The 12,873-nt window shown below is 61.6% G+C and carries 15 protein-coding genes; 12 read left to right on the forward strand and 3 right to left on the reverse strand.

The features are described 5' to 3' along the window. Nucleotides 1-45: 45 nt before the first annotated feature. Nucleotides 46-1,008, reverse strand: coding sequence for a transcription initiation factor IIB family protein (locus tag ACERJA_RS10175; protein ID WP_006064361.1), 963 nt, complete (start codon nt 1,006-1,008; stop codon nt 46-48). Between the two features lie 162 nt (nt 1,009-1,170). On the opposite strand from ACERJA_RS10175, the gene rnhA reads away from it, so the two are divergent. Further along, nucleotides 1,171-1,764: a ribonuclease HI gene (rnhA, locus tag ACERJA_RS10180; RefSeq protein WP_373608075.1), complete on the forward strand. Its 594-nt coding sequence runs from the start codon at nt 1,171-1,173 to the stop codon at nt 1,762-1,764. 85 nt (nt 1,765-1,849) lie between these two features. After that, on the forward strand, nt 1,850-2,494 hold the full coding sequence (locus ACERJA_RS10185) for a rnhA operon protein (protein WP_373608076.1): 645 nt from the start codon (nt 1,850-1,852) through the stop codon (nt 2,492-2,494). Between the two features lie 80 nt (nt 2,495-2,574). On the opposite strand, the gene ACERJA_RS10190 is transcribed toward ACERJA_RS10185, so the two are convergent. Continuing rightward, a complete protein-coding gene (locus ACERJA_RS10190) occupies nt 2,575-2,934 on the reverse strand; it encodes a PadR family transcriptional regulator (RefSeq protein ID WP_373608077.1) in 360 nt (119 codons plus the stop codon). A 416-nt stretch (nt 2,935-3,350) separates the two neighbouring features. Here ACERJA_RS10190 and ACERJA_RS10195 point away from each other — a divergent pair, with 416 nt between their 5' ends. From ACERJA_RS10195 to ACERJA_RS10205, 3 genes are all read left to right on the forward strand, one after another. Continuing rightward, nucleotides 3,351-3,482, forward strand: a complete 132-nt coding sequence (locus ACERJA_RS10195) for a hypothetical protein (RefSeq protein ID WP_006064365.1) — start codon at nt 3,351-3,353, stop codon at nt 3,480-3,482. 196 nt (nt 3,483-3,678) lie between these two features. Continuing rightward, a complete protein-coding gene (locus ACERJA_RS10200; protein ID WP_373608079.1) occupies nt 3,679-5,022 on the forward strand; it encodes an alkaline phosphatase family protein in 1,344 nt (447 codons plus the stop codon). A gap of 126 nt (nt 5,023-5,148) precedes the next feature. After that, nucleotides 5,149-5,562 carry a DUF371 domain-containing protein gene (locus ACERJA_RS10205; protein WP_373608080.1) on the forward strand — a complete coding sequence of 138 codons (414 nt, stop codon included), beginning with the start codon at nt 5,149-5,151 and terminating at the stop codon, nt 5,560-5,562. Between the two features lie 39 nt (nt 5,563-5,601). Here ACERJA_RS10205 and ACERJA_RS10210 read toward each other — a convergent pair whose 3' ends face one another. Next, nucleotides 5,602-6,306 carry a DUF2270 domain-containing protein gene (locus ACERJA_RS10210; protein WP_373608081.1) on the reverse strand — a complete coding sequence of 235 codons (705 nt, stop codon included), beginning with the start codon at nt 6,304-6,306 and terminating at the stop codon, nt 5,602-5,604. A 98-nt stretch (nt 6,307-6,404) separates the two neighbouring features. Between ACERJA_RS10210 and nth the strand changes: the two genes are divergently transcribed. The 7 genes from nth to ACERJA_RS10245 all read left to right on the forward strand — a co-directional run bounded on the left by nth (nt 6,405) and on the right by ACERJA_RS10245 (nt 12,778). Next, nucleotides 6,405-7,217 carry an endonuclease III gene (nth, locus tag ACERJA_RS10215; RefSeq protein WP_373608082.1) on the forward strand — a complete coding sequence of 271 codons (813 nt, stop codon included), beginning with the start codon at nt 6,405-6,407 and terminating at the stop codon, nt 7,215-7,217. Between the two features lie 87 nt (nt 7,218-7,304). Continuing rightward, nucleotides 7,305-7,985, forward strand: coding sequence for a 5,6-dimethylbenzimidazole synthase (gene bluB / locus ACERJA_RS10220; protein WP_373608083.1), 681 nt, complete (start codon nt 7,305-7,307; stop codon nt 7,983-7,985). A 164-nt stretch (nt 7,986-8,149) separates the two neighbouring features. Further along, on the forward strand, nt 8,150-9,280 hold the full coding sequence (locus ACERJA_RS10225) for a PotD/PotF family extracellular solute-binding protein (RefSeq protein WP_373608084.1): 1,131 nt from the start codon (nt 8,150-8,152) through the stop codon (nt 9,278-9,280). A 35-nt stretch (nt 9,281-9,315) separates the two neighbouring features. After that, nucleotides 9,316-10,467 (forward strand): ABC transporter ATP-binding protein, encoded by a 1,152-nt coding sequence (locus ACERJA_RS10230; RefSeq protein ID WP_373608085.1) that lies wholly within the window; start codon nt 9,316-9,318, stop codon nt 10,465-10,467. Beyond that, the gene (locus ACERJA_RS10235) at nt 10,464-11,342 is read left to right on the forward strand and encodes an ABC transporter permease (protein ID WP_373608086.1); all 879 of its coding nucleotides are present in this window, start codon (nt 10,464-10,466) and stop codon (nt 11,340-11,342) included. Before ACERJA_RS10230 ends, ACERJA_RS10235 begins: the two co-directional genes overlap by 4 nt. Continuing rightward, nucleotides 11,335-12,138, forward strand: coding sequence for an ABC transporter permease (locus ACERJA_RS10240; RefSeq protein WP_373608087.1), 804 nt, complete (start codon nt 11,335-11,337; stop codon nt 12,136-12,138). Before ACERJA_RS10235 ends, ACERJA_RS10240 begins: the two co-directional genes overlap by 8 nt. Nucleotides 12,139-12,364: 226 nt before the next feature. Continuing rightward, entirely contained in the window at nt 12,365-12,778 is a 414-nt protein-coding gene (locus ACERJA_RS10245; protein ID WP_373608089.1) for an EamA family transporter, read from the forward strand. Nucleotides 12,779-12,873 lie beyond the last annotated feature (95 nt).

A 12,873-nucleotide genomic window follows, 5' to 3' on the forward strand; every position in this document is an offset into this window, starting at 1 on the left:
TACACGCTCCCTGTTATAAAAAGGCGAAGCTGGTGAGTGGACGAGTTAGCCGTGAATTCCCATCGCTTCGATCTGTTCCTGATATCGATTCCGGATCGTCACCTCGGTCACCTGGGCTACATCGGCGACCTCGCGTTGGGTCTTCTTCTCGTTGCAAAGCAACGAAGCGGCGTAGATTGCGGCGGCAGCGTAGCCGGTGGGTGACTTGCCCGAGAGCAGTCCTTCTTCGGCCGTTTTCTCGATGATTTCGTTGGCCTTCGTCTGGACTTCTTCGGAGAGTTCGAGTTCAGAACAGAAGCGGGGAACGTACTTTTTCGGGTCGACGGGACGCATCTCAAGGCCGAGTTCCTGTGAGATGTACCGATACGTACGACCGATCTCCTTGCGTTCGACGCGGGAGACTTCCGAGATTTCTTCTAAGCTGCGCGGGATCCCTTCTTTCCGACAGGCGGCGTACAGCGCGGATGTCGCGACGCCTTCGATCGATCGACCGCGGATGAGGTCTTCTTTGAGCGCGCGGCGATAGATCACTGACGCGACCTCCCGTACCGATCGCGGGACGCCAAGCGCCGAGGCCATCCGGTCGATCTCGCTGAGTGCGAACTGGAGGTTCCGTTCGCCTGCGTCTTTGGTTCGGATGCGTTCTTGCCACTTGCGCAACCGATGCATCTGGCTGCGCTTTTTCGAGGAGATCGAGCGGCCGTAGGCGTCTTTGTCTTTCCAGTCGATCGTCGTCGTCAGCCCCTTGTCGTGCATCGTCTGTGTCGTCGGCGCACCGACGCGGGACTTTTGTTGCCGCTCCTGGTGGTTGAACGCCCGCCACTCAGGACCGGGATCTATCTTTTCTTCCTCCACGACGAGCCCACAGTCTTCACAGATGAGCTCACCCCGGTCGGAGTCTTTTACGAGATTTTCCGATTCACACTCAGGGCATGCACGAACCCCTTCCTGATCCTCGGTCTCGTCCGTCTCACGCGTTCGCTCCCGCTGGCGGGTGGACCGTGTCATCGCACTTTTATAGTAGTATCACCAACGTATATAAACTCTTGGGTCGGGTTTTCATCCGCTGTCGCTAATCGCCCGAAATCAGGCCACACAGCGCTTTAAGGTCAAGGTTTACAATTCGGAACCGGAAAGACTTTATCTGATTCTGGCCGACAACAGCCACGAATGCCGGTTATCGAGTGCGACGTCGAGGCCGCTCGAGAACGACTCGAGGATGCAGGAGTAACTGTCGAATCAGGAAACACCGACCACGAGCGCTGGCGAGCAAGCCGTGAGGGCGCGACAGCGGTCGCTTACGACGACAAAATCGTCATCCAGGGTGAGAACCCACAGGATATCGAGGCACTGCTGCGCGAGGACGGTGGCCGCGCGCACGTCTACTTCGATGGTGCGTGCCGAGGCAACCCGGGCCCTGCAGCCACCGGCTGGGTGATCGTTACTGGCGACGGCATCGTCGCCGAGGGTGGCGAGCGGATCGGCACGACAACGAACAATCAGGCCGAGTACGCGGCACTGATCTCGGCACTCGAGACGGCCCGCGATTACGGCTACGACGAAGTCCACGTTCGCGGTGACTCTGAGCTGATCGTCAAGCAGGTCCGTGGCGAGTACGATACGAACAACCCGGAACTGCGCGAACAGCGTGTCACCGTCCACGAGCTGCTCTCTGCGTTCGATGAGTGGACACTCGAGCACGTCCCCCGTGAGATCAACGCTCGTGCCGACCGTCTGGCGAACGAGGTACTCGATCAGGGATGAGCGTTCTCACGGCGCTGCCCAGACGCGGCGACGGCTCGGCGGTGAGACCAGCAAGGGAAAAGTCCTCGGACGCGTACGGATCAGTATGACCGATTCGAACGAGTCCCCAAGGAGCGCCGATGGGGCTGAGAACCCACACACCGATGCAGTCGACGCCGACCACGAGGAGCTCCCTGCCGATGTCGTCGACGAAGCCGAACGACTCACTCGCCTCACGCGGACGACTCCCGATGAAAGCGAAGCACAGGCCCACGCACAGCGACGGGCCGAACTCCTCGAGGACCACGATTTTACCGCTCGTATCCGCGACGATGATGGTGATGACGTGCTCGTGCTCCACCCCGAGGAGTGGCACGACGAGGCGGAAGGCGTCATCAGGACCGATCGTATCGACGACCTCTCGCGTGCAGTCGAGATCCCACTGGAAGGATCTGGCGACCCCGACGACTGGGACGTCGTCGACGCGCACAACCGGGAGCTTGTCGAGCAGGTGCGAGCGAGCCACGGCGACGTCCATGGCGACAACGCGACCGCACTGGCTGATTTCGTCGGCAACCATTATGCAAAACGGATCGAAGAGTTGACTGACCCAGAGCTGTCGGAGTTTCGGACGGAGTACTTCGTGCGAAACAGCTGGCCATCGGACGAGCAACGAGCCGTGATCGACGAGTCGATCAGACTCGTCTACGAGACTGCCGAAGAGCCGATGCCTGGCACACAGGTCCGGTAAATCGCCTCGGGGTCACGCACCGAGGTGTTCTTCGATACCGCCCGATAAAAATCGCTTCTGGTGGAGTTGGGGAGTCGCGTTCAGTAGCTGTTCTCGACGATCTCGTTGATCTCGTCGGCGCGGTCGTCGCCCGTGACGACCTTCGAGAGCGTCCACTTGATGCCGTCGAGGACGGCCTCGTAGCCGTCGTCGGTCAGCGAGTACTGGTTGGTTCGCTTGTCGAGTTCGCTTTTTTCGACCAGACCGAGGTCGACGAGTTCGTCGAGGTTCGGGTAGAGACGTCCGTGGTTTACTTCCGTTCCGTAGTAGTCCTCGAGTTCACGTTTGATCGCCAGGCCGTACATCGGCTCTTTAGCGAGGATGACGAGGATGTTGTTCTGGAACGCTGTAAGCTCGCGTGCAATACTCTGTTCGTCGCTGATTGATTGTGCCTCTGACATACTTTTGCAAATGTCATCAGACTATTTAAGACTTGCCAACTATTCGCCACTCTCGACCAATTTATTTTCGATGTATTGGCTACGCTGTTGCCGGATATTGGTGGATTGTAACCGAACGGCGTCTCGTCGTAATCTGATGACCGTCGTCCCGAACATGACACTTGATTACGAAAGTACTTTTTGATCGACTGTGGACTGCAGAGCGACGGTCGGCCGCTGTGATGACCTCGAGACCGGCCCTACTGAACCGGAAGCAATCGATGCCAGTGTCGATCGGCCTGATGACGGTTTCCACGCCGGGGCTCCACTGTTGTTTTCGTCACGACCCGATTCACGGCAGTTATACGCTCGCGTCTGGCTCATGCATTATGAGCATGAGTAATTTTATCTGGTCGGACGGGGTATATTGACTTGTTATGGCAGCAACCAACCCGTCCCCACGAACGTCCCAGGCAGACGACACCGACGACGCCGGTGTCGGTATGGCCCACCTGACGGTCGTCCCCACGAACTTCGATGCCACTGTGGACGACGACAGCGACGAGTAGCCCTCTCACACTCGAAGGCGGCAGATATCGCTGTTGTCTCGCTCGAGGCCGCAACGCCAGCAGTCATCCCGAGTCACGGCTTCCGTGTCACGTCGATGCTGTTTGATCGATATCGTGGTCATGACTCCGTCGTAGACATTCTCAATAAAGTGTCCCGAAACGAACCTTCTTGTATACGGTTGAACTACGTCCGTCCATGGGTTTGTTCGATCGACTGCGGGGTGACGGCGCCCCCAGAGTCGCATTTATCGGGGTCGACGGCGTGCCGTACAGTCTTCTATCGGAAAACGAGGACCTGTTTCCGAACTTCGCAGCGCTCGCCGACGAAGGAACGGCAGGCGAGATCTCGAGTATCGTGCCGCCCGAATCAAGCGCCTGCTGGCCATCGCTGACGACCGGGATGAACCCCGGTGAAACCGGCGTCTACGGCTTCCAGGACCGGGAGGTCGGCACCTACGACACCTACGTCCCGATGGGGCGTGAAGTGCAGGCCGACCGTGTCTGGGACCGTATCCAAGAGGCTGGCCGACAGGCGACCATCATGAACGTCCCTGTTACCTTCCCACCACAGCGAAACGTTCAGCGGATGGTCTCAGGCTTTCTCTCGCCTGGACTCGACAAGGCAGCCTACCCCGACGACGTCCGTGACCACCTCGAGTCGCTGGACTACCGGATCGACGTTAATCCGAAACTCGGCCATCAGGAGGACAAAGCCGAGTTCATCGAGGACGCTCATGCGACCGTCGATGCCCGCTTCGAGGCGTTCAAACACTACATCGAGGAAGACGACTGGGACCTGTTTTTCGGCGTGTTCATGACGACCGACCGGGTCAACCACTTCCTGTTCAAAGACTACGAGCGCGACGGCGACTACAAAGACGAGTTCCTCGAGTTCTACCAAAAGATCGACGACTACATCGGTCGGCTGCGTGAGCTGCTGCCGGAGGACGTCACCATGATCGTGGCCTCCGACCACGGCTTTACCAGTCTCGATTACGAGGTCCATTTCAACGCATGGCTTCAGGAGGAAGGCTGGCTCTCGTTCAACACTGACAGCCCGGAAGAGTTGGGCGACATCGCCGACGACGCCACGGCCTACTCGTTCATCCCCGGTCGGTTCTACCTCAATCTCGAGGGCCGCGAACCGCGTGGCTCGGTCCCCGAGGAGGAGTACGACGAGGTTCGCGATCAGCTCAAAGCCGACCTCGAGGCACTCGAGGGGCCAAACGGGAACGAGGTCGTCGACCGAGTCGTCGAAAAGGAAGCCGCGTTCCGCGGCGACCACGACGATATCGCGCCGGATCTGGTCGTCATCCCGAACAACGGCTTCGACCTCAAATCCGGGTTCAAAGCCGACTCCGACATCTTCACCACTGGTCCCCGAAACGGGATGCACAGCTTCGACAACACGTCGCTGTACGTCGACGACGCCGACGTGACGATCGATGACGCCGACCTGTTCGACATCACGCCAACCATTCTCGAGCTGATGGATATCGAGTACAGCCGCGGGGATTTCGACGGCGCAAGCCTGGTCTGACCGCCATACTCGTCGCAGTTGCCCACCGAGACGACGGGACGTGATCCGGCCACCCCACCTCAGGTGACCCGTTCTCTACTGCGGCCGATTCGAGGCTGTTTTCCGCCCGGCAACGAACCGCCGAGCATGGAAGAACTCATTCACGCTCGCGGCCACGAGCACGTCACCGCTGAGCACTCGAGCACGTTCGAAATCACCACTGACGACTTTCTCACCCCCGCGGGAGACTGCATTCTCGCGATCGAGGCCGACCGCGCACCCGCCGACTTCGATCCCGACTTCATCGAGGCCTGCCAAGACGTCGAGGCGACGATTACGGTCACGATCGAGGCTGGCGGCCATGTGGACTCGGTATCCGGGCGAGGTGATCCAGACCTCGAGTGCACCAACGAGCGCAGTCTCGTCGGGCGAACCAGCGAGTACGTCGACGATCGGACCATCATGAACGACGCGTCGTTCGCGGCCGAGGGATTCGATCGCGACCTCATCGCCGCGTTAGCCGACGGGGCCGAGGCGACGGTGACGATCTCCGTGGAGTGAGCGCGATCTCGGACGATACGTCCGTGCTGTCACTGGTCGTTACCGGTGACTGCCCACGGCCTGTTCGTGCAGTTCGTCTTCTGCCTGCCACGTGCGGGGTCGGAACGCAATCCCGACGGCGACGAGATAGAGCGCGACGACGATGCCAGTCACCACCAGTCCCGGCAGCGGGCCGATCGATGCGCTGTCCGGCCACGGCTGAGTCGTGAACGCGACGACGTGGATTCCCCAGGCCCCGAGCATGACCGTGAACAGAAACAGGTAGATCCGTCGCAGTCGGTGGGCGACCGACTCCTCGAGAGAGATCTTAATGACTGGTCTGCGGTAGTCTTGGCCGAGCTTTTGACGCCAGTCTGGCTCCTCGAGCCCACCGGAGGCGTCGAGACCGTATGCGAAGACGTTCCGCTGGAACATCCGGACTCGCCCTCGCCAGAGGTCGTAGCCACGATAGCGGTGGGCTTCGATGAACAGGAACGCGACGAGCGCTGTCGTCCCGAGCAAGACGATGTAGTGGGGGTTGGTCTGACTCGAGAACGCCCACGTGATGATCGCACTCATAACGATCACCGCCCAGTTCGTCGTCTGATCGAGCCGTTCCCGCCAGACCTGCATCCGGTGGACCTCGCCGCGATAGAGGTGTGCCAGCGACGAACTCGGCCCCATCTGCTCCTCGAGCAGTCCGCCTCCGACTTCGCGGTGTTCGGCGTCGGTTGGATCGATGTCTTTCGTGGATCGCTTCGCCATCGTCTCCTAGATGCGACCTGCGTGCGAAAGAACGTAGTGATCCTGTCGGCTGGTCGACCACAACCGTTAGTTCACCGGAACCATGAGCCTCCGTACGGATGGTCACAGACACTCGTGCCGAAGCCGTCGTGAATCGCCTTGCCCATCGCTACGGCGATCGCGGGTTTCCCGAACACAACATCGACGGCGGACAGAACGCGGTCACGATCGATGACGATGAGTCGATATTCTGGGACCGGACCGGTGACAGGCAGGATGCGTTCGACTGTCTCGTTCGGACCATTCTGAGCCAGAATACGAGCGACAAGGCGAGCCAGCCGGCCCACGACGCGCTGCTAGCGACGTACGATGGCGACGACATCGATCTCGCCGAATCCCTTGCAAGCGCCGACCAGTCGATGCTTGCCGAAACGATCAGTGGTGCTGGCTTGTACAACCAGAAGTCCGAGACCATCATCGATACCGCAGCATGGGTCCTCGAGGAGTTCGGCTCCGCCGCCGCGTTCGATCGCTACGTCAAAGACGAGTCGCCATCGGCCGTCCGCGAGACACTACTCTCCGTTCGCGGTGTTGGTCCCAAGACGGCCGACTGCGTGTTGCTGTTCTCGGGTGGCCGATCGGGTGTCTTCCCCGTCGACACGCATGTCCACCGGATCTATCGGCGCATGGGTATCGCCCCACCCGACGCCGACCACGAGGCCGTTCGCGAACTCCTCGAGCAAGACGTCTCCGCAGCCAAATGCGGCTTCGGCCACACGGCGTCGATCCAGTTCGGCCGTGAGTACTGTACGGCCCGCAGACCCGCCTGTCTCGAGGACCCTGACGCCTGCCCGATGGGCGACATCTGCGATCAGGTCGGCGTCTATCCCGAAACGGGCGAAGTCGTCGATCCGGCCGACGTCGGCGAGTGAACACGGCGCGATGTCGGTCTTGAGTTATCGATCGTCGTCCGAACCCGATCACCGTCTTTATGCAACTCTGATTTATCCACTGAAACGATGGTTTCATTCACCGACGACGAGCGAGACGCAGTCTACAAGACCATCTACGCCCGTCGGGACATCCGCCGGTTTCGAGACGATCCGATCCCTGAGGCGGTCCTCGAGCGACTCATTCAGGCGGCCCACCACGCCCCGAGTGTCGGCTTTTCACAGCCCTGGGATCTGGTCGTCGTTCGCGACGACGAGACGAAAGCCGAGATCGCCGAGATCGCCGACCGTGCGATCGCGGCCGCTCGAGAGGGCTACAAAGAGCCGACGAGATCGGAGTTCGCCGCATTGAAACTTGAGGGGATCCGCGAGTCGCCGATCAACATCTGCGTGACCTGTGATCCGACGCGGGGGGCACCCCACGTGCTCGGTCGAAGTTCGATGAAACGAACCGACGTTTACTCGACGTGTCTGGCGGTCCAGAACCTCTGGCTGGCTGCGCGTGCAGAAGGCGTCGGCGTCGGCTGGGTGAGCGTGCTCTACCCCTCCGAACTGCAGGCGGTACTCGAGATTCCGCCCCACGTCAAACCGGTTGCATATCTCTGTCTGGGCTATCCCGAGGACGGCTTCCCCGAAGAGCCCGTTCTCCAGCAGGAAGGATGGCGTGAGCGCATAGACGTCGACGCGCTCGTCCACGAGGACCACTGGGAGGGCGATCAGTCGACCGGCGCGACAGACGGCGCGAGATGACGGCTGACGGGTCGCCGTCCGGATCGCGTCGAACCGCGCACCCATCAAGCGATCTGGTGTGCAGTGACGTGCAGTGGCTACTATAGGCAACGGCGACCGGACTCTGGCGTTCGGCGAGGTCCACAACGGTTTTATGTCAGCACCCGGGTAGAACCGGGGCACCAATGGCTGCAGACCCTGATGGGGTTGCAGAGACGAGCGAGACAGTTTCCGAACCAGTCGATCGTTCGCCGACGACATCACGTCGACGGCTGCTTTCGGCGACGGCGGTCGGCTCGGCCACCGCGCTCGCGGGCTGTGCCGAACTGCTCGGCAGCGAGTCGGGCCTGCGTGTGATGGTCTGGAGCGGCAACTACGCCGACCGATTCGAGGAGGGCCTCGTCTCCCAGTGGGAGGCGGAGCACGACACCGACATCCATATCGAGCGCGGCTGGGACGGCGTCTTAGAACAGATCCGAAACGCACCCGAGGACGACCCACCGTTCGACGTCACCGTCGCGGAGGGAAATTTCTACTACTACGGGCGACAGGATGACCTCTTCGAGCCGATCGACCGGGATAACATCTCCAACGAGGACGAGATTATGGACTTCTTCACAGAGATTCGCGACCCCGAGTACGGGATGCCCGTCGACGGCGCGCCCTGTACGATCATCCACCGCGAGGACGCCGATGTCGACCCCGAGACGTGGGCCGACCTCTCCGGCGACGCCGTCGCCGACAGCGAGGGCGTCGGGATCGACACCGGCTTCTGGTGGTACCCGATGTACGCCGCGGCGCTCGGGATGGGCGAGGAAGGCGACGCAGAAGCGATGTACGACGACGACAACCACGAGGAGATCCTCGAGGCCGTCGAAGACTGGGGCGTCGACGAGTGGGCCAGTTCCGGCGAAGACATCTGGCAGGCGTTCGACAACGGCGTCATCGACGTCGCCCAGTGGTACTACGACCAGACGGCATACGATATCGACGACGAGGAGGGACTGACCCACACCATGCCCGAGCAGACGACGGGCTGGATCAACAACTGGTGTGTTGTCCGCGGCACCGACAGACAAGACGAGGCCGAGGAGTTCATCGATTTCCTGCTCGACGCCGAGGTCCAATCGGCGTGGGCCAAAGACCATCCGATGATGTTCAGCAACGAGAACATCGAGTACCCCGCAGAACTCGAGGCGGACCTCCCGACGACCAACGAGGAAGCGAAGAACATCGCGTTCCCCGACTGGAGCTTCCTCTCGGACCACGCCGGTGAACTCTCCGAGGCGTTCGACAGTATGCAACACTCGTCATAACCGAACCACTTCCATACCACGCTATTTCAACTGTTATGTCCACCATCACCTTGCAGGGACTCGAGAAGCGATACGGTGAGACCACCGCAGTCGAAGACGTCTCGGTCGAGATCGACGACGGCGAACTGCTCTGCCTGCTCGGACCGAGCGGCAGCGGCAAATCCACCACGCTGCGGATGCTCGCCGGTCTCGAGACGCCCACCGAGGGCGCGATTCGACTCGACGGCGAGGACGTTACCGACCAGCCCGCCTACGACCGGAACACCTCGACGGTGTTTCAGGACTGGGCGCTGTTCCCACATAAGACCGTCCTCGAAAACGTCGCCTTCGGACTCAAGATGCGCGGCATTTCGACCGACGAACGCCAAGAACGCGCCGAGTCCATGCTCGAGCGAGTCCAGATGGCCGGCTACGGCGACGAGGATCCGACGACACTCAGCGGCGGCCAGAAACAGCGCGTCGCGCTCGCGCGGTCACTCGCCGTCAACCCGGATGTCTTACTGCTTGACGAGCCGCTGTCGAACCTCGACAAGCGGCTTCGGGAAGACATGCAGATCGAACTCCGCGAGATCCACGACGACCTCGAGGAGACGTTCGTCCACGTCACCCACGACCAGGACGAGGCGTTCACGCTCGCCGACCGCATCGGCATCATGAACGAGGGCGAACTGATTCAGGTTGGCGATCCCGACGAGGTCTACGAGAACCCCAAGAACCGCTTCATCGAGGGCTTCCTCGGCGACACCAACTTCGTCGACGCGACGGTCGCGCGAACGAACAGGGAGGCGGTCTACGTCGAGACGGAACTCGACGCCGAGTTGATCCTTCCAAGCGACGGCGACCACGCCCTCGAGTCTGGCGACGAGCTGACGCTTTCGCTGCGACCGGAGATCCTCTCGATCGATGGAGAGGAACCGGACGCCGCGACGACCGCCACCACCGGCCAGCGGGCGGTCACCGACGGCAGCACGACCAACGCCGTCGCGGGCACGGTCGCGAACGTCATCTACCGCGGCTCGACCGTTCGCTACTCCGTATCAATCGACGGCACGTCGGTGTTCGCCGAGCGAACGGACGCGAGTTCGGGGTCGCTGTCGGCCGGCGACGACGTGACCCTCGAGTGGAACGGTGAAGACGTCCTCGCGTTCCGCGCGGACGGGAGCCGCGTCTCGCTTCGTGAGCCATGACGGAGACATCGTCCACCCCGCTGTCGACGCTCTCGAACCCGATCAGCGCCGCTCGGTCCCGACTGGCCGCCCAGTCGGGGTCGCGTCGGGCGCTGTTGCTCATGGCACCGCTGATCGCGTTCGAACTCCTGATCTTCGTGATCCCGTTTGCGATTCTGTTGCGGATCAGCTTCGCCGCTCCCTCGAGCGACGGCGTCTACCACGAGGGAACGTGGTCGCTTGAAGCCTACCAGCAGGTCTTCGCCAGCGACCTGATCTGGAGCGTCCTCGGCTACTCGTTTTTCCTCGGCGTCGTCGTGACGGTGCTGTCCGTCGCGATCGGGCTGTTCTACGCGTACGCGATCTGGCGCTCGAGCGGGGTCGTCAAGTCGCTCCTGCTGTTCTCGGTCGTGCTCCCGTTGCTGACGACGCTCGTCATCCGGACCTACGCCTTCGATCCGCTGTTGCAACCCGCCGGCCTGCTGTACAGCACTGCTGGCGTCGTTATCGCACAGCTGTACATCGTCCTTCCGTACGCCGTGCTCGCGATCTACAGCGTCATGGCGACGACCGACTGGCACGTCGTCGAGGCCGCCCGCGACCTCGGAGCGAGCCGGCCGCGGTCGGTGCTCGAGGTCGTTGTGCCGCAAGTGATGCCGGGAATCATCGTCGCGGCGGTGGTCTCGTTCGCCTGGAGTGTCGGGGCATACGCGGCACCGGAACTCCTCTCGAACAACATCACGTTCGCCATCTACGTCGAGAGCCTGATGCTCGGCGATATGAGCTATCCCACTGCAGCCGCACTGTCGGCCGTTATGCTCGGTCTGATGTCGGTCTGTATCGCCGTAATCTTCGGCGTCCTCAACCGATTCGGAGGTGAGTTCGAACTTGCATAGAGAAACCGTCGAAACCGTCGCGTTCCGCGCCGGCTATCTGGCGCTGTTCGCGCTCATGGTCGTGCCGTTGTTAGTTGTCATCGCAACCTCGTTCTCGGACGGGGCTCGAATCGCGTTCCCGCCCGAGAACCTCTCGGTGACCTGGTACGTCGAGTTCTTCGACAGCATCCGCTGGCTCGAGGCGTTCACGAGCAGCATCGTCGTCGGCGTCGGTACCGCCGCGCTCGCGACGTTGCTCGGCGTGCTCGGCGCGTTCGGCCAGGAGTTCGACGACAGTTCGCTCGGCAGCGTCGTGGCGCCGCTGGTACTCATCCCCCTACTGATTCCGCCGGTCATCCTCGGCATCACGCTGTTGATGTACTTCAACGAGGGCGGATTGCGGGGCTCCTACGCGAGTATCATCCTCGCACACACCCTCTGGGCGACGCCGCTGGTCTACTTCGTAATGCGATCAGTGTTCAGCCGCTTCGACTGGCAACAGCTAGACGCCGCCCACGACCTCGGCGCGGGTCCCGTCCAGTCGTTCGTTCACGTCGTGCTTCCGAACGTGAAACACGGCGTCTTCGTCGGCGCGCTGCTCGCCTTCATCATCAGCCTCCAGGAGTTCGTGATGGCGCTGTTCCTCTCGACGGCTAGCACAGAGACGATTCCCGTCCTGGCCTGGACCGAACTCCGACAGGCGATGGACCCGATGGTGAGCGTCGTCTCGACGTTCCTCATTCTCATCTCGCTCGGCGCGCTCGCACTCGCCGTGCTCGCGACGAACCTCGAGTGGGTCTCGAAGCAACTGTCCTGACCGGCGCTCTCGGTCACGGACGTCCTGCCGCTGTCGGTCAGCGCTGCGTGGGGCGGACTGCTGTGTCAGTACTGGGACACCCGCAGACGGCTCGCGGATGTGGAGCTTTCGCTACACTAGACCGCACGAGGCGGTACCGAACTCACCTCGCCACGACGACGTCAAAAGAGCGTTCTGGTATCTGCCGGAGTGATCGGACTTTAGTTCGCGTCGCCAAACATCGCCCATGGTCAACGTCGGAATCGGACTGGCGGTTGGAGCGCTACTGTTGTTCGGCGGCTGGGTCGTGACAGCGGGTCTCGCGACGCGGTCGGTTTCGGCCGTGAACGCGGTTTTTCTGTCCTACGTTGCGAGTCTCGGGATCATCGGGATCTACGTGTTGCTGGCTCGGCGACCGATCACCGGGACCCAGACGGATCTCGTCTTCGCGTTGCTTTCCGGAGTGTTCCTCGCGATCGGGACGGTGAGCTTCTACGGCGCGCTCACGCGGGGCGACATGGCGATCGTGTCGGCGATCGCGGCTCTCTACTTTATTGTTCCCGTGGTCGTCGACGTCGTGTACTTCGAGACGAATCTCGGTGCGACGACTCTCCTCGGTCTGGGACTCGCCGTCGTCGCTGTCGTCCTCATCACCGTCTGAACCGGAGCGTGTTCGCTCACCACGGCGCTCAGACACCGTCCTGCCCCGTTGTACCGAAAGTCCCGCTCGTCTTCGTTCAGCCCGGCACGATCGGC

Origin of the sequence: Natronorubrum sp. A-ect3 (assembly GCF_041821125.1) — an archaeon.
Lineage (GTDB): Archaea > Halobacteriota > Halobacteria > Halobacteriales > Natrialbaceae > Natronorubrum > Natronorubrum bangense.

Coding starts and splice junctions, on each gene's coding strand:
- ACERJA_RS10175 (WP_006064361.1), bottom strand. CDS start 1,008: ATGACACGGTCCACCCGCCAGCGGGAGCGAACGCGTGAGACGGACGAG.
- rnhA (WP_373608075.1), top strand. CDS start 1,171: ATGCCGGTTATCGAGTGCGACGTCGAGGCCGCTCGAGAACGACTCGAG.
- ACERJA_RS10185 (WP_373608076.1), top strand. CDS start 1,850: ATGACCGATTCGAACGAGTCCCCAAGGAGCGCCGATGGGGCTGAGAAC.
- ACERJA_RS10190 (WP_373608077.1), bottom strand. CDS start 2,934: ATGTCAGAGGCACAATCAATCAGCGACGAACAGAGTATTGCACGCGAG.
- ACERJA_RS10195 (WP_006064365.1), top strand. CDS start 3,351: ATGGCAGCAACCAACCCGTCCCCACGAACGTCCCAGGCAGACGACACC.
- ACERJA_RS10200 (WP_373608079.1), top strand. CDS start 3,679: ATGGGTTTGTTCGATCGACTGCGGGGTGACGGCGCCCCCAGAGTCGCA.
- ACERJA_RS10205 (WP_373608080.1), top strand. CDS start 5,149: ATGGAAGAACTCATTCACGCTCGCGGCCACGAGCACGTCACCGCTGAG.
- ACERJA_RS10210 (WP_373608081.1), bottom strand. CDS start 6,306: ATGGCGAAGCGATCCACGAAAGACATCGATCCAACCGACGCCGAACAC.
- nth (WP_373608082.1), top strand. CDS start 6,405: ATGGTCACAGACACTCGTGCCGAAGCCGTCGTGAATCGCCTTGCCCAT.
- bluB (WP_373608083.1), top strand. CDS start 7,305: ATGGTTTCATTCACCGACGACGAGCGAGACGCAGTCTACAAGACCATC.
- ACERJA_RS10225 (WP_373608084.1), top strand. CDS start 8,150: ATGGCTGCAGACCCTGATGGGGTTGCAGAGACGAGCGAGACAGTTTCC.
- ACERJA_RS10230 (WP_373608085.1), top strand. CDS start 9,316: ATGTCCACCATCACCTTGCAGGGACTCGAGAAGCGATACGGTGAGACC.
- ACERJA_RS10235 (WP_373608086.1), top strand. CDS start 10,464: ATGACGGAGACATCGTCCACCCCGCTGTCGACGCTCTCGAACCCGATC.
- ACERJA_RS10245 (WP_373608089.1), top strand. CDS start 12,365: ATGGTCAACGTCGGAATCGGACTGGCGGTTGGAGCGCTACTGTTGTTC.